The organism is Methanolobus sp. (assembly GCF_016278385.1).
GTDB lineage: Archaea > Halobacteriota > Methanosarcinia > Methanosarcinales > Methanosarcinaceae > Methanolobus.
Genome location: NZ_JADQBY010000040.1, coordinates 30550 through 45381, shown reverse-complemented (window position 1 = coordinate 45381; position 14832 = coordinate 30550). Strand labels below are relative to the sequence as shown.

The window sequence follows — 14832 nt, the reverse complement described above, 5'->3', positions numbered from 1 at the left end:
TCAGATAAGTTGCTCTTCATAAAGATATTTTATTACTTTATTCACTGATTCCGAAACTTCTTCCTTTCCAGTATCAAGCACAAGTTCAGGATTTAAAGGTTCTTCATAAGGATCGCTTATTCCAGTGAATTCTGAGATTTCATTTGCAAGTGCCTTCTTATAAAGACCTTTTACATCCCTTTCAATCAATATGTCACGATCACATTTAACATAAATCTCAGTAAAATTATGACATCTGATTCTTGCATACTCCCTTAAAGACCGATATGGAGATATGAACGAAACAAGCGTTATAACACCATTTTTAGATAACATTTCAGCAACAAATGTTGCTCTTCTTATGTTCTCATTCCGGTCTTCTTTTGAAAAACCCAAATCGTGACATAGATACTCTCTGACAAGATCCCCATCAAGTCTTTGAACATATCCCATTTTTCTTTTTTTCAGTTCTTCCTCAATAGCCATTGCAATTGTTGTTTTGCCAGCTCCTGACCAACCTGTAAACCATAATGTAAATCCTTCTTTTGACATAATCCACTCACTCAATATCAGGTATCTTTATAGAAGAAACATCCAATCCCTGTCCTATTACAAGGAAGTAATTATTTAATAATGATTCCTTGTTGTATTCCGGTTCTTTCATCGTTTTGAGATCTAAAAGCTTACATCCTGCCTCTTTTGCAATGATATGTCCTGCTGCAATATCCCACTCCATTGAACCTTGAAATCTTGGGTACAAGTGCGCATATCCCATGGCAACCCTGCAGAATTTAAGGGAAGAACCGGCAGGAATTACATTTTCGATATAATTCATCTTCATAAAGCTGGAATCTAGATAAGTTGTATGTTTTCTACTTCCAGTTGCAATAAGTTTGTCTGATTCGAGTTCAGTAACAGGCAATTTTTTAATGCCATCTGAATCTTCTACATATGAACCAAAACCTTCTGCAGCAAAATAAGTTACGCCGGTTGCAGGTGTGTATATTACTCCCATGATTGGTTTTTTATCTTTCATGTAAGCAATATTTACTGTAAATTCACCATTACCTTCGATGAATTCCTTAGTTCCGTCAAGCGGGTCCACAAGGAAGAAATCAGTATAATTCTTCCTGAGATCATAATCGGCATACTTTTCTTCAGAGACTATTGGAATATCCCACAGTTCTTCCAGTTTGTCTGCTATGTATTTGTCAGATTCGAGATCGGCCTTCGTTAAAGGAGAATCATCATTTTTTATTTTAATACTTTTTTCAGGATCGTCATAGTACTTTAAAGTAATATCCCCGGCACCCCTGGAAATTTGAATCATTTCCTCCAGCATTTCTGGAATTTTGTTTTCATTCATTTCTTTATTCATTAATTGTTGCAATATAAAAAGACATCCCATTTAACATATGTGATTCAATAATTCTTATGTCATTACCTAAAGAATACATACTCATAATTAGATTTTTAATTTTCAAAATATTTGATTTATTAACGCCTCTTGTTTTGTATGTTATGCGGATAAACAAAAGATAATTGTATTTTGGATGTTTGTATTATTGGTATTTACTTATCTGGTATTAACAAATCGAAAATTATGTTTACAATAATTTATATAATACTTTGCATTAAATAGGTCATTATGGGGTTTAGAATAAGTAGGATACTCAGGTTTATACCTTATAAATCTAGTATAATGAAAAACATTAACACATTTCGTTGCAGAAATAAAATTAAATACTTTTGTATAGGAAAAAATAAAACAGGTACAACATCTCTCAAAAAAGCATTTGAAGACCTTGGTTTTATTGTGGGCAAACAAAGAGAGGCAGAGTATCTTTCTAACACATATTATTTCCATGGAAATTTTGACCCAATTATTAAATATTGTAAGACTGCACAAGTCTTTCAGGATGTGCCCTTTAGTTTGCCAAATATATACAAATATCTTGATAAAGCTTATCCGGGAAGTAAATTTATTCTCACAGTAAGGGATGATCCAGAGCAATGGTATAATTCTCTTATAAAATTTCATGCAAAACTATTTGGTATGGGTGGAAATATTCCAACAGCTGAGGATCTTAAGAATGCAGAGTATATAAGCAAAGGAGCCGCGTATAATTTAATAAAATTGTACAAAACACCAGATAATGATCCTTACAATAAAGAGATACTTATTTCCCTCTATGAAGATTATAATAAAAAAGTTATGGCCTACTTTAAAAATCGTCCAAATGATCTGTTAGTTATTAATGTTTCAAAAGCTGATGATTATAAGAGATTTGTTAAATTTATCAATGTGGAATCACAATATTCTGAATTTCCCTGGGAAAACAAAACATGACTAATAAATTGCAAGCTTGAAAGTATAGTAGCACAAACTACAATTGTTAATCAATAATTGAAAAATCAGAATCTAAATATGCTATTCATTTGATTAACACAAACACATATTGATGTTAACTATTTTTCATAACACAATTCATAAAAAATATCCAAAAACATGTCATTTGTTAAAAAAACGACTGGATAAAGAAACGAAAAAAATAAGGGAAAGTAAATGAATACCGGAGTATTCATTCAAATTTAGAAAGTCCGGCCATATCCAGTGTTGCAAAATAGTCATCTACTGTCTCGGCCCTTCTTATCAGCACAAAACTGCCATCAGGTCTCAAAAGGATCTCAGCTGACCTAAGTTTCCCGTTGTAATTGAAACCCATAGCATGTCCGTGTGCTCCTGCATCATGGATGGCAAGTATGTCACCTCTTGTAACTTCAGGAAGGAACCTATCAATTGCAAACTTGTCATTGTTCTCACAAAGAGAGCCTGTGACATCGTAGAGCTGCGTAGCCTCTTCATTTTCCTTACCTAGCACAGTGATATGATGATATGCACCATACAGGGCCGGACGCATAAGATTTGCCATACATGCATCTGTACCCACATAGTCTTTGTAAATATGCTTAAGGTGGCGGACACTGGTTATAACATAACCATATGGTCCGGTGATAACCCTTCCGCATTCCAGGAATATCTTCAGTGGATGCAGACTATTTGCCCTGATGACTTCATCATAAGCCTTACTAACACCCTTTGCAATAACATCATAAGGTACTGGTTTCTGCTCGGGCCTGTAAGGAATACCGATTCCACCGCCAAGATTCACAAACTCGAATTTGATGCCCAGATCCCTTGAAAGTTCAGCTATCAGCTCGAACAGTATCTTTGCAGTCTCAATGAAATACTCAGGGTCCAATTCATTGGAAGCCACCATTGTGTGCAGACCGAACCTTTTGACACCTTTTTCTTTCATCATCTGGTAGCCTTCGAAAAGTTGCTCTCTGGTAAAACCATATTTCGCTTCCTCAGGGTTACCTATAATGGCGTTTCCTTCCTTAAGTGGTCCAGGGTTGTAGCGGCAGCAGACTATCTCAGGTAGTCCGGCAACCTCTTCCAGATACTCAATGTGACTGATATCATCCAGATTTATGATAGCTCCCAAGTCCCTTGCTTTAATAAACTCCTCTTCAGGAGTATCGTTGGAACTGAACATGATATCTTCACCAACTATACCTGTCTTTTCTGCAAGCAGAAGCTCTGGAAGGGAACTGCAATCAGCACCGAAACCCTCGGCCTTGAGCAGTTTCATGATATACGGATTTGGAAGAGCCTTTACTGCAAAATATTCCCTAAAACCATTTACTTCACTGAATGCTTCCTTGAACTTTCTTGCATTCTCAATGATTCCCTTCTCATCATATACATGAAAAGGAGTAGGGTACTTTTCAATAATCGCTGTTATCTTTTCCTTTGTGAATGGAACTTGCTTTGACACCATTGGTCTCCCTCTTTTATTCTAACTAATCTGGTTCTTTAAAACTCGGTGCACAAATAAATAGTTGATTGGAAAAGTTTCAGCACTTTGCTATTATATCCATCTAATCCACATTACATCCCTTTATTTTTTAGAACGCAGAATATTTATAATACTTGTTCGCATATAATAAAACAATCAGGGGTTATTTGGTAGCATACAGGTTGTAGTGAACAGTTTACGAATAACATTTTTTCTAAAAAAGAGGATATAGAAATGAACGACAAAGATCATTACTCCGGTGATGATGACTCGCACGATAAGATTGCCAGCATTGATGAGCTGATAGAACATATTATGGAAATGTTCACAAGCAACATCAGCAAAAATGGTGGCAAACCTGTGATACATGGTTTTACAATTATCAACCAGCCAGGGAAAAAACCGGTATTCTTTGGCTTCAAAGGACAGAATGAGCCAGAACCTATGGAATACGAGGACGATAGCGAGGAAGAGGGCGATTTCTATATTTTCAAACAGGAACCCTTCATAGATGTCTGTGAGGTTGAAAACAAAGTATTCCTGATGGCAGACCTTGGGGCTGAGGAAGAACAAATAGAATATCACCCCTGTAAGTCCCACGTAGAACTGACCGTAATTACACCGGGTACAGGATATTCCAGAGTAATTGACCTTCCATGTGAAGTAAACCCTGCAAGCATGATAGCCAACTACAAAAACGGTGTACTTGAGCTTGTGTTTGAACATGCCGCGAAGACAGAATAAGTGGCATAATCTATTTTTTGTTTTTGATTCTTTTTTGTATTTTTCTTTTATTTCACTGATATTATTCTATTTGCTATTGTTTTGCCTTTAGTTCTAACTCCAGATATTAAATAAATACATCCTGAAACCAGCATAACAGTCAAGTACTTAAACCCGGATGTCAGATTGAACGAAAAATCGGGAAAGATAAAAATGATAAAGATAGTCAAAGCCGACGAAAGACATCTTGTAGATAACGAGTCACAGCACAGTTACTGGCTTTTTTCCTATTCAGATTACCTGGATATGAAAAATACGCATTTTGGAGACCTTAAGGTTTTTAATGATGATATAATAAGAGCAGGAAAGACTGTTGAGACAGAATCTATCTACGATAAAGAAATAGTTACCATAATTCTTGAGGGTGAACTGACCCATGAAGACAGCATAGGAACAAAAGATGTTCTCAAAGCCGGTGATGTACAGGTCCTGTCTGCAGGTAGTGGAGTTTCTTATTCAGGAATAAATCTATCAGACAAAGATACACACATTTGCAGGATGTGGATTAATCCACTAAGGCAGAATATGGAACCTGCATGCAGGAAAAACAATTTCTATATGGATTCCCGGAAGAACGAGTTAGTAGCCCTCGCAGGACAGGGATATCCAGGGTCTGTTAAATTACGTGCCAACTCAACTGTCTTCATGTCTAAACTGGAACAGGGTAAAATGATTGAGTTCCTGACTGATATTTCCAGATACATTTCTATCTATGTACTTGAAGGAAATATCAAGCTTTGCGGAGAAAAACTTGGCCAAAATGATCAGATTCGCATTAATCAAAATGATACAATAGTCATTGAAGCAGATACAGAGGCTTTTTTTGTTTTTGTGGATGCTGCCGGCAACTACTGAAAACAGGTGAACGTAGTGGGTGATCTTTCAAAGCTTCCCAACATCGGCAAAAAAGTGGAAGAACAACTTGATCAGGCCGGGGTTAAAACTCCGGCTGAGCTTATAGAGCTTGGAAGCAGGAAAACATTTGAAAGATTAATGATTATCGATGAAACTTCCTGCGTAAACAAACTCTATGCACTTGAAGGTGCGATTCAGGGAATTCGCTGGCATCATCTGCCTGAAGAGGATAAAAAATCCCTGAAAGAGTATTATCTTTCCCTAAAATAATCCGACAGGTAATTGAAAACATCACCAAGTTCATCATACTTAAGGTATGCATACACATCAAGTGGTGTTGACATGTTATTTATTATCACAAGTTTAGCACCTGTCTTTAGCGAAAGCATTGGGAGGCTTGCTGCTGGCTGGACTACAAGCGATGAACCAATCACCACAAAGAGGTCAGCATCTGAACTTGCATCTACAGCCTTTGTAAATGCATCTTCGTCAAGCATTTCTCCGAAAAAAGTGATATCCGGTTTTATCAAACCACTACATTCACTGCAATGAGGAACTTCCTCTTTTAGTAACATATCACATATTTCAACATAAGAATAGTTCCTGTTACATGAAAGACACCTGTGATTTGCAGGTGAACCATGAATTTCAATAACATTAAGAGAACCTGCCTTTTGGTGGAGCATATCAATATTCTGAGTAATAATCGCTTTAATTTGTCCTTCTTTTTCAAGATGAGACAGGGTTTTGTGGATTATATTAGGTTCTTTTGTATCGAGATTATAAATGAAATCCCTGGCATGAGTGTAAAAATAAGCCGGATCTTTACGGAAGTAGTCAATATCAAATATTTTATTAGCATCATATTTCTTATAGAGGCCATTGCTTCCCCTGAAATCAGGAATTCCTGAAAAAGTTGAAATTCCTGCTCCGCTTAGAAATACAATGTTCTTTGAACTTTCCAGAAGCTCAATCAATCTCTGCATATACCTATTTTACAATGCACAATTATAAATTGCTTTTCATTATTGAAAAAACGCATTGAGTGCCATATCTAGTTAAAAAGATAACGGTAGAAAAAGTGACGATTAAGAAATATTGTAAAACAGAAATAAAAAATTTAAAAAACAATTGCAAAAATATCATTGCTGCAATTCGATTTAAACAAACTTATATACTAAAAAGAAAAAGAAATGCTGTAAAATCATTCTGATGTTGGAACTGCATCCGTATTTACATCTGAGATAATTGTGGTAAAATGGAACACAAAATCAAAAATAAAGTGTCACTTATATTTTTTCTCTTCTTTATAGTAGTTCTCATAATCCTGTTCCATATTTATATTAATCCAGATGCACAAAGCCCTGAATTTATGTTTTTCCTTGCACTGATGACAGGATTTTTGCTCATCCATGCTATAATGGTAAAAGGATTGAAAAAGGATCTTGAAACTGAAAAACAGAAAAAAGATTAAGCTCATGAAACACTTTTGTTAAAATACAGGATAGAAAATACATTATCGCAAATATCTTCTCTCCTTGCTTTTTCAGACAATCTTGATAAAAAAATAGATGAATCACTATCACTGCTTGGAAAACTTTGCAATGCAGATCGCGCATATGTATTCAAATTCCATCCTGATGGAGAATTTGTAGATAATACACATGAATGGTGTGCATATGGAGTCGAGCCACAGAAAGACGAACTACAGAATATTCCAATATCAATGTATCGATGGTGGACAGAAACGCTCTATAATGATAAAGCCATCCACATAAAAGACCTGAGCAAACTTCCTCCTGATGCAAAAGCTGAAAAAGAACTGCTAGAAAGCCAGGATATAAAATCACTTATCGTGTTACCATTCAAGATAGAAGCAGAGCTTGTAGGTTTTATTGGTTTTGACAATGTAAAAGAAACTGGAGAATGGAATGATAAAGATATTGAAACCCTCAAGACCTTTGGAAATATTCTTGGAATGGCCTTTAGGAAAAATACTTTTGCAGAAGAATTAGATTTGGAAAGACAACAATTATTGTCTATTTTTGATAGTATCGAAGATTCCATTTATGTGTCAGACCCTTTCACCCATGAGATTCTTTATGTCAACGAGTGCCTGGATAAAGTGGTCAACAATGATATTACCGGGAAGAAATGTTATGAAGCATTACAGGGAACTGAACAACCCTGTGATTTTTGTACAAATCCTATTATTCTTGAAAACAAAGGTAAGACATACAAATGGGCATATCATAATCCCATAACATACAAGGATTACCTTATTTCTGACAGGATAATAAAATGGCCTGATGGACGTGATGTGCGCCTGGAAATAGCCCACGATATTTCAGAGATCAGAGAGGCTGAAAGAGCACTGAAAGAAAACGAAGAGAATTTCAAGAAGCTAATTGACAGTTCTCCATTACCTATAGCAATAATGAATTCAAACGGACGCTTTGAATACATAAATAACAAACTCACCGAAATGCTGGGATATACAATAGAGGATATACCAACCATTAATGACTGGTGGGAAAATGCATATCCCGATAGTGAATACAGGGAAACTATCCGCAATAACTGGGCAAACATTTTCAAAACCAAAGAAACAGGTCTTATCGGCGAATGGATTTTGACCTGTAAAAATGGGTTAGAAAAACAGATTGCATTCTATTTTTCAAAAAGTAACAAAGGTATTATCTTTATCCTCAGTGATCTGACAGACCTGAAAAGAACAGAGGAAGCCCTTTTGCTGGATGAATCATGCCTTGAGACTTTACATGCCTTGAGCCAGATGAATATATCCTCAATTGATGAAATAAAATCTTTCGCACTCGAAGAAGGAGTAAAACTGACAAAAAGCAAAATTGGCATGATTGGGTTTTTTGATGAAAATGAACAGAAGATTACTACAAATGTTTATCCGGAAAATGTATTGTTATTAAACAATCTCAACAAAGATATATTCGCGTCCCTGCTTGAAAGTACAGGTTTTTTGCCAATGTTTATGAAAGGAAAAAAACCAGTAATATTAAACAGATCCATGGATAAAATCAATTCACCTGATTTTGCATTTTGCAGAAAACTTTCCCTTGAGTCCTATCTTACTGTGCCAGTAATGAATGAAAATGAAGTTGTGGGATTTGTGGGTGTTGCAAATAAAGAAAGAGAATATACAGCTTCGGATCTGAGGCAGCTTACTCTCATTACACAGATGATGGGGAGAATAATATTACTCAAACAATCAGAAGATGCCCTTAAAAAGTATAATAACAAACTTGTGGACATCAATTCTGAGCTTTCCAGAGCAAATAATGAGCTACACTCACTTGAAGAACTAAAGAATAACTTCCTTTCAACCATGAGCCACGAACTTAAAACACCTCTGATATCTATAATGGGTTTCAGTGAGTTAGTTGAAGATGAAATCCTGGGACCTCTTAATAACGAACAAAAAAGAGCAATGAACGTGGTGAACAGTAATTCTGCTCAATTAAAACGCCTGATAGAATCACTGCTTTTCATGTGCTCCCTAGGAGCAAAAAACTACAGTTATGATTTTAGCAACATACCAATTAAACCTATAATAGATAATTCACTGACAATTATTTCCATGGAGAATAAGGACAAAAAACTTACAGTAGAATATAAATTGCCTGCTGAGCTCTATTTTGTCAAGGGAGATTCAGATTATCTCGGCGAATTATTCATCCATATCATAGACAATGCATTCAAGTTCACACCATCGGAAGGAAAAATATCTATTTATGGATACAATGAAGATAACATAGTTCATATCGTCGTCGAAGACACAGGCATAGGAATACCCGAGGCTAAGATCATGAAAACATTTGATAGTTTTCACCAGCTGGATGGGTCACTTGCACGCAAATACGGAGGAGCTGGTATCGGGCTGAACATCTGTAAAAGGATAACAGAAGACCATGGAGGTCAACTCTGGATTGAAAGCATAGAAGGAGTTGGAACAAAAGTCCATATCACACTCCCTGCAAGACAAAAACTATTGCCTGCCTAATCCTTCAGGATCATCATAGGATTTCCTATACCTACAATTACTAATATAGTCTCCAAAGGAGGATGGGACCAGTTATTAGGTGATGTTGTCTTTTTGGACACAGTTATCTTTGTATCTTCTTTTAATATTCCACAACGTACTTCATAATCAAATACAAGTTCAGTTCCAAGTTTTGTCGCAAATTCAACTGCATCAGCATACCTCTGGAACCGTTCTCTGCCAACAGGTGAGAATACCAGGAAAGCCTCATCAGGATTTTCAATTGAAGCCGGCATTATCATGATCTCGATTCTTTTTACACCCTTGCCTGTAAGAGCACCAACAGCATTTCCAACATCTGCAAAGTCAGGTACTACAACATCTGCTTCAATAAGAGATCTGAGCTCACTGCCATATGCCTGAGAAGGTCCTCCGAGTAACACCACCGGTAGTTCCACTTTAAGCTTTGCGGGATATTCATGACTTAACAAGTCTCCTATCATTTCAACCGGATGGTGAGGGAGTATATAGCACATAAGATCTGCTGCCATGTTCTTTGCTACAAGTTCTCTTACATAAGTTGAGAAATCATATTTTCCTTTACTGACATACCTTGAGAGATTCATTGCTCCGATCTCAGCCGTATCAACATCCCATTTTGTGTACACACCGAGTACATGTAATGCATCTGTGGGAGTGAAACCAATTCCCTGTATCAGTCTTTTTTTCAGGAGGGAATCAAGTACTTTTGTGGATATGTTGCTGCTAAGAACAGAAGAAATCTCTATTGCTGAAACGGGATCATTCCCTATGAAAGAAAGCACTGTTTTTTCGTTGTCTTCAAGCTCCAATGATTCAAAACCGGTCCTGACAAAGAACTTTGTGGGCTGGAAATTCTCATCCATCAGGTTCCTTGAAATTACCCTGCTTCTTTTGAGTTTGCTGGAAAAACCAGGATATCTTCTGGCTGCAACACAAAGCGGGATTACTCTTCTCGGACCGACATGAACTTTTTCATTCCGGACCCATATATGACTGTCACCGCCGGTTGCAGATGTCTCCATCTTCATAGCTCTTACACGGGTTTTCCAACCTCCAACAACAGCACCAGATGCACTTATTTCAGGAATGCCATTATACAACATGGAAACATCGGTACTGGTCCCACCTATGTCTATTACTACACATGTATCCATCTTTGACAGGTATGAAGCTCCAAGAAGACTTGCAGCAGGCCCGGAAAAAATGGTTTCAATTGGTTTTTCAAGTGCATCCTCAATATTATAAACAGAACCATCACATTTAAGCATCAAAAGACGTGCATTAATGCCTCGTTCCCTGATATCTTTGACAACAGAATTGACAAATTGGTATGTGATCGGAATCAACTGCGCATTCAGGACAGCAGTAACAGCTCTCTCATATGCACCAAGTTCCTGGGATAGTTCATGTCCACACACTACCGGCATTCCGGTCTTTTCCATTATGAACTCTTTTACCTTCAGCTCATGTTCTGGATTACGAACACCGAAATAAGCCGAAATGGCATATGCCGAGACTTTTGATTTTGTTCTATTAATGAAGTCTTCAACTGCGCATATATCAAGCTCATAGGCTTCATCACCTCTGGTGTTGTGTCCACCTGAAACGCAGAAAGTATACTTTGAAGGGAATTCAGTTTGTGCCGGCTCCTCTCCTATTATAATAAGACCAACAGTTGTTCCTGTGCCCTCCAAAAGTGAATTGGTTGAAAGGGTAGTAGAAACGGATACCAGGTTTACATCCTTTAAAAGATCCTGGTCAAGTGAATCCAGAACATTCTTAATTCCCTCCTGAAGGTCAGGATAGGTTGTAAAAGCTTTTTTCGAATCTACAATCGTTCCGTCGGAGCCTCGTATGAGTACTGCATCCGTATATGTTCCGCCTGCATCGATACCAAGACCAAAATGCATTTACGATCACCTTTTTAAAAAAATTAATCTAGCTACATTTAATACAATGCTTGCGAGATATTTAAGTATAATAGTTTCAATAAATTTTAAAATAAATTTCACTAATATGGTGGGGGAAATGCGAGTAAATGATATAGAAAAAGTTCTTCCATGCATAGCAGACCCATGGAAACTACGGATCATTGCACATCTTGATGAAAAACCAGACCTTCCTCTGATCGCAAAATATCTCGATGGGAAGTATTCAGAAAATCTTGGTATGGTAGTAATAAAGATTGGGATAAAGGAAATGAACTTTTTTCAGAATGGCCAGATTACAGTGAGAATGGTCGATTCTGAGCAAGAAGCCAGTGATCTTGTGAACCGGATTCTGGCAATGGCTTACCACAAAGCAATGATTGGTGGGGATATATGAATGCTTCAACATCTCCTGTTTCAATCATAATTTGCTTGTTTTTTACGGATGAACCAGAGCATAAACATTGCCTACATTAAAATAATATGAGTAGGCCATGGGATGACTCTGTTTGAACTCTTAGTCAGGTTAATCAAATCGAAGAGTTTTTTTACTGCCGGGTCTTTCCTTAGTTCATCTACGTTCATAAATTCCCTTAACTACAATATGTAATAATAATAATGATACAGGGCAATTATTATAACTAAAGTATCATAAGCCTTTGAACAAGTTTTTGATAAAAAGAGGATTAAAATGGAAGAAAAGAACATACTCGGAAACAAGATCCGCCAGATACGTGAAATGCAGAAAATGTCTGTACAAGAACTGGCAAACACCAGTAATACAAGTATCGAGCTTGTCGAACAGCTTGAGAATGGAGCACTTGTTCCTTCATTGACCCCACTTATGCAGATCGCGAGAGCTCTGGGAGTTCGTTTGGGAACGTTCCTTGACGATGCTGCTCACAACGGGCCTGTAGTTACTAAAGACGGTGCTTCAAAGAACGTAGTAAGATTCTCCGGCAACTGTGATACTTGCGAGAAAAGTACTCTTGACTTCTTTTCACTTGCAACTGACAAAGCTGACAGGCACATGGAACCTTTCATCATTGATGTCCATCCACCAAAATCAGAAGATGCAAAACAATCATCTCACGAGGGAGAAGAGTTCATTTACGTACTCAACGGCCAGATTGAGATCCTTTATGGAAAGGACAGCTTCAAACTCTCAACCGGCGACAGCATCTATTACGATTCCATTGTTCCGCATCACGTCCATGCAGTAGGCAGTGAAGCAAAGATTCTGGCAGTCGTATACACACCTTACTAAAAAAGAAGATCAATATGTTCAAAACAATTGTTACTCCAAGATTCGGTGATATTGACGGATTGAAACATGCTAACAATATTGCTATTGCCATATGGTTCGAACAGGCACGTAACCCTGTATTCAGACTATTCACACCTGACCTTGACCTCAGTTATGAAAACTGGAAACTCATAATGGCAAGAACCGAGTATGATTATGTAGGGGAAATGTTCTACGGAGCAGATGTCGATATACTTACTTACATTTCAAGGATCGGTAACTCATCGTTCACAGTCACCCAGGAAGCATGGCAAAATGAAAAGATTGGTGCAATAGGCAGGTCCACAATTGTTCACTACGATTTCATAAACAAGAAATCAGTTCCTATACCTGATGATATCAGAAGGGAACTGGAAATGCACCTGCAGGAAGAAAATAGCAGTTGTAAATAATTAAAGGGGACATAATCATGCCTTTTACAAATGATACAGTTGGTGTTTTTTTTGAGAAAGCGGTCATAAATGACCCTGATAGGGAGTTTTTGGTCTATCCGGACAGGGACCTGAGATTTACCTATAAAGAATTCGATGAACGAGTCAACATGCTGGCCAAGGGCCTGATAGAGATTGGCATAGGAAAAGGTGACCATGTAGGCATATGGGCTACAAACGTACCTGACTGGCTGACTTTTCTGTTCGCAACATCAAAGATAGGAGCCGTTTTCGTCACAGTTAATACCGCATACAAGATACACGAAGTCGAGTATGTCATGAAACAGGCTGACCTTAAAGCCATTGCAATAATAGATGGTTTCAGGGATGTGAGTTACATTGATACAATCTATGAACTTGTTCCTGAACTTAAGACACAAAGCCGTGGAAACCTTAAAAGTGAGAAGTTTCCTTTCCTAAAAAATATTATTTTTATCGGTCAGGAAAAACACAGGGGAATGTACAGTACCCGTGAACTGCTCCTTCTGGGACAGCATGGTAGCGATGAAGATGTCCATAAGATCATGCAGACTCTCGATAAGGATGACGTCATCAATATGCAGTATACATCAGGAACGACTGGTTTCCCTAAAGGTGTCATGCTCACTCATCATAATATACTTAACAACGGTTACTACATCGGTGAAAGACAAAAATTCACCGAGGAAGACAGGGTTTGCCTACCGGTCCCGCTTTTTCATTGCTTTGGAATTGTGCTCGGTGTACTTGCAACTCTCACACATGGCGGCACACTTGTGTTACTTGAACTGTTCGATCCGCTTATGGTGCTGGCTGCAGTCCAGAAAGAGAAATGTACAGCCCTATACGGTGTACCAACAATGTTCATTGCAGAGTTCAGCCACCCCATGTTCAAAATGTTTGACCTTTCCTCACTTAGAACTGGTATCATGGCAGGTTCGCCATGTCCTATCGAGGCCATGAAACGTGTTATCAATGACATGAACTGCAAGGACATTACCATTGCCTACGGACTTACCGAAGCATCACCTGTCTTTACCCAGACCAGTACGGATGATCCTATAGAACGACGTGTCAGTACGGTGGGAACAGCCATGCCTGAGATTGAAGTGAAGATAATTGATCCTGAGACCGGAGAGACTGTCGGACCGGATGTCCAGGGTGAGATATGTTGCCGTGGTTACAATGTCATGAAGGGATACTACAAGATGCCAGAAATGACCGATTTTGCTATTGATGAGGATGGATGGCTGCACAGCGGAGATCTTGCAACAGTTGATGCTGAAGGATACTACCGTATTACCGGTCGTATAAAGGATATGATAATCCGTGGCGGTGAGAACATCTATCCCAGGGAGATCGAAGAGTTCCTGTTCACCATGCCAGGTGTCAAGAGTGCACAGGTCGTTGGCATACCTGATGAAAAATACGGTGAGATAGTTGGAGCTTTTGTGGTCCCTGATGATGGAAATGAACTCACCGAAGAGGATGTCAGGGATTATAGTCTTTCAAAGATAGCACGCTACAAGGTTCCAAAACATGTCTTCTTTGTGGATGATTATCCACTTACCGCAAGCGGAAAAGTGCAGAAGTTCAAACTAAGGGATCTGGCGGTTGAGCTTTTAAAAAAAGGAAATGAATAATAAAAAAT

15 protein-coding genes are annotated in these 14832 nt (G+C 37.9%); 10 read left to right on the top strand and 5 right to left on the bottom strand.

Annotation, left to right across the window (positions count from 1 at the left end; genetic code table 11):
- On the bottom strand, positions 1-531 hold the full coding sequence (gene cysC, locus QZZ23_RS13485) for an adenylyl-sulfate kinase (RefSeq protein ID WP_292471100.1): 531 nt from the start codon (positions 529-531) through the stop codon (positions 1-3).
- Between the two features lie 7 nt (positions 532-538).
- The gene (gene cysQ, locus QZZ23_RS13480) at positions 539-1345 is read right to left on the bottom strand and encodes a 3'(2'),5'-bisphosphate nucleotidase CysQ (protein WP_292471097.1); all 807 of its coding nucleotides are present in this window, start codon (positions 1343-1345) and stop codon (positions 539-541) included.
- Positions 1346-1627: 282 nt separating this feature from the next.
- On the opposite strand from cysQ, the gene QZZ23_RS13475 reads away from it, so the two are divergent.
- Entirely contained in the window at positions 1628-2329 is a 702-nt protein-coding gene (locus QZZ23_RS13475) for a sulfotransferase (protein WP_292471094.1), read from the top strand.
- Positions 2330-2561: 232 nt separating this feature from the next.
- On the opposite strand, the gene lysA is transcribed toward QZZ23_RS13475, so the two are convergent.
- Complete coding sequence (lysA, locus tag QZZ23_RS13470; RefSeq protein WP_292471092.1) at positions 2562-3824, bottom strand: diaminopimelate decarboxylase; 1263 nt, start codon at positions 3822-3824, stop codon at positions 2562-2564.
- Between the two features lie 252 nt (positions 3825-4076).
- Here lysA and QZZ23_RS13465 point away from each other — a divergent pair, with 252 nt between their 5' ends.
- The 3 genes from QZZ23_RS13465 (at position 4077) to QZZ23_RS13455 (ending at position 5750) form a co-directional block, all read left to right on the top strand.
- Complete coding sequence (locus tag QZZ23_RS13465; protein WP_292471089.1) at positions 4077-4586, top strand: hypothetical protein; 510 nt, start codon at positions 4077-4079, stop codon at positions 4584-4586.
- 165 nt (positions 4587-4751) lie between these two features.
- Positions 4752-5480 (top strand): pirin family protein, encoded by a 729-nt coding sequence (locus tag QZZ23_RS13460; RefSeq protein WP_292471086.1) that lies wholly within the window; start codon positions 4752-4754, stop codon positions 5478-5480.
- Positions 5481-5495: 15 nt separating this feature from the next.
- Positions 5496-5750 (top strand): TfoX/Sxy family protein, encoded by a 255-nt coding sequence (locus QZZ23_RS13455; protein WP_292471083.1) that lies wholly within the window; start codon positions 5496-5498, stop codon positions 5748-5750.
- Here the strand turns inward: QZZ23_RS13455 and QZZ23_RS13450 are convergent.
- The gene (locus QZZ23_RS13450) at positions 5732-6466 is read right to left on the bottom strand and encodes an NAD-dependent protein deacylase (RefSeq protein WP_292471080.1); all 735 of its coding nucleotides are present in this window, start codon (positions 6464-6466) and stop codon (positions 5732-5734) included. The genes QZZ23_RS13455 and QZZ23_RS13450 overlap by 19 nt on opposite strands.
- A gap of 272 nt (positions 6467-6738) precedes the next feature.
- Between QZZ23_RS13450 and QZZ23_RS13445 the strand changes: the two genes are divergently transcribed.
- Both QZZ23_RS13445 and QZZ23_RS13440 read left to right on the top strand, forming a co-directional pair.
- Complete coding sequence (locus tag QZZ23_RS13445; RefSeq protein ID WP_292471078.1) at positions 6739-6954, top strand: hypothetical protein; 216 nt, start codon at positions 6739-6741, stop codon at positions 6952-6954.
- A 15-nt stretch (positions 6955-6969) separates the two neighbouring features.
- Complete coding sequence (locus tag QZZ23_RS13440; protein ID WP_292471075.1) at positions 6970-9516, top strand: ATP-binding protein; 2547 nt, start codon at positions 6970-6972, stop codon at positions 9514-9516.
- Here QZZ23_RS13440 and QZZ23_RS13435 read toward each other — a convergent pair.
- Positions 9513-11447 carry a hydantoinase/oxoprolinase family protein gene (locus tag QZZ23_RS13435; protein ID WP_292471072.1) on the bottom strand — a complete coding sequence of 645 codons (1935 nt, stop codon included), beginning with the start codon at positions 11445-11447 and terminating at the stop codon, positions 9513-9515. The two genes, QZZ23_RS13440 and QZZ23_RS13435, sit on opposite strands and share 4 nt — an antisense overlap.
- A gap of 118 nt (positions 11448-11565) precedes the next feature.
- Here QZZ23_RS13435 and QZZ23_RS13430 point away from each other — a divergent pair, with 118 nt between their 5' ends.
- From QZZ23_RS13430 to QZZ23_RS13415, 4 genes are all read left to right on the top strand, one after another.
- On the top strand, positions 11566-11862 hold the full coding sequence (locus tag QZZ23_RS13430; protein WP_292471069.1) for a hypothetical protein: 297 nt from the start codon (positions 11566-11568) through the stop codon (positions 11860-11862).
- 294 nt (positions 11863-12156) lie between these two features.
- Complete coding sequence (locus tag QZZ23_RS13425) at positions 12157-12732, top strand: XRE family transcriptional regulator (protein ID WP_292471066.1); 576 nt, start codon at positions 12157-12159, stop codon at positions 12730-12732.
- Between the two features lie 14 nt (positions 12733-12746).
- Positions 12747-13163: a thioesterase family protein gene (locus QZZ23_RS13420; protein WP_292471063.1), complete on the top strand. Its 417-nt coding sequence runs from the start codon at positions 12747-12749 to the stop codon at positions 13161-13163.
- Positions 13164-13180: 17 nt separating this feature from the next.
- Positions 13181-14824 carry an AMP-binding protein gene (locus QZZ23_RS13415; RefSeq protein ID WP_292471060.1) on the top strand — a complete coding sequence of 548 codons (1644 nt, stop codon included), beginning with the start codon at positions 13181-13183 and terminating at the stop codon, positions 14822-14824.
- Positions 14825-14832 lie beyond the last annotated feature (8 nt).

Bases quoted from the DNA above. Each gene is read 5' to 3' on its own strand.
- cysC (WP_292471100.1), bottom strand. From the start codon at position 531: ATGTCAAAAGAAGGATTTACATTATGGTTTACAGGTTGGTCAGGAGCT.
- cysQ (WP_292471097.1), bottom strand. From the start codon at position 1,345: ATGAATGAAAACAAAATTCCAGAAATGCTGGAGGAAATGATTCAAATT.
- QZZ23_RS13475 (WP_292471094.1), top strand. From the start codon at position 1,628: ATGGGGTTTAGAATAAGTAGGATACTCAGGTTTATACCTTATAAATCT.
- lysA (WP_292471092.1), bottom strand. From the start codon at position 3,824: ATGGTGTCAAAGCAAGTTCCATTCACAAAGGAAAAGATAACAGCGATT.
- QZZ23_RS13465 (WP_292471089.1), top strand. From the start codon at position 4,077: ATGAACGACAAAGATCATTACTCCGGTGATGATGACTCGCACGATAAG.
- QZZ23_RS13450 (WP_292471080.1), bottom strand. From the start codon at position 6,466: ATGCAGAGATTGATTGAGCTTCTGGAAAGTTCAAAGAACATTGTATTT.
- QZZ23_RS13445 (WP_292471078.1), top strand. From the start codon at position 6,739: ATGGAACACAAAATCAAAAATAAAGTGTCACTTATATTTTTTCTCTTC.
- QZZ23_RS13435 (WP_292471072.1), bottom strand. From the start codon at position 11,447: ATGCATTTTGGTCTTGGTATCGATGCAGGCGGAACATATACGGATGCA.
- QZZ23_RS13430 (WP_292471069.1), top strand. From the start codon at position 11,566: ATGCGAGTAAATGATATAGAAAAAGTTCTTCCATGCATAGCAGACCCA.
- QZZ23_RS13425 (WP_292471066.1), top strand. From the start codon at position 12,157: ATGGAAGAAAAGAACATACTCGGAAACAAGATCCGCCAGATACGTGAA.
- QZZ23_RS13420 (WP_292471063.1), top strand. From the start codon at position 12,747: ATGTTCAAAACAATTGTTACTCCAAGATTCGGTGATATTGACGGATTG.
- QZZ23_RS13415 (WP_292471060.1), top strand. From the start codon at position 13,181: ATGCCTTTTACAAATGATACAGTTGGTGTTTTTTTTGAGAAAGCGGTC.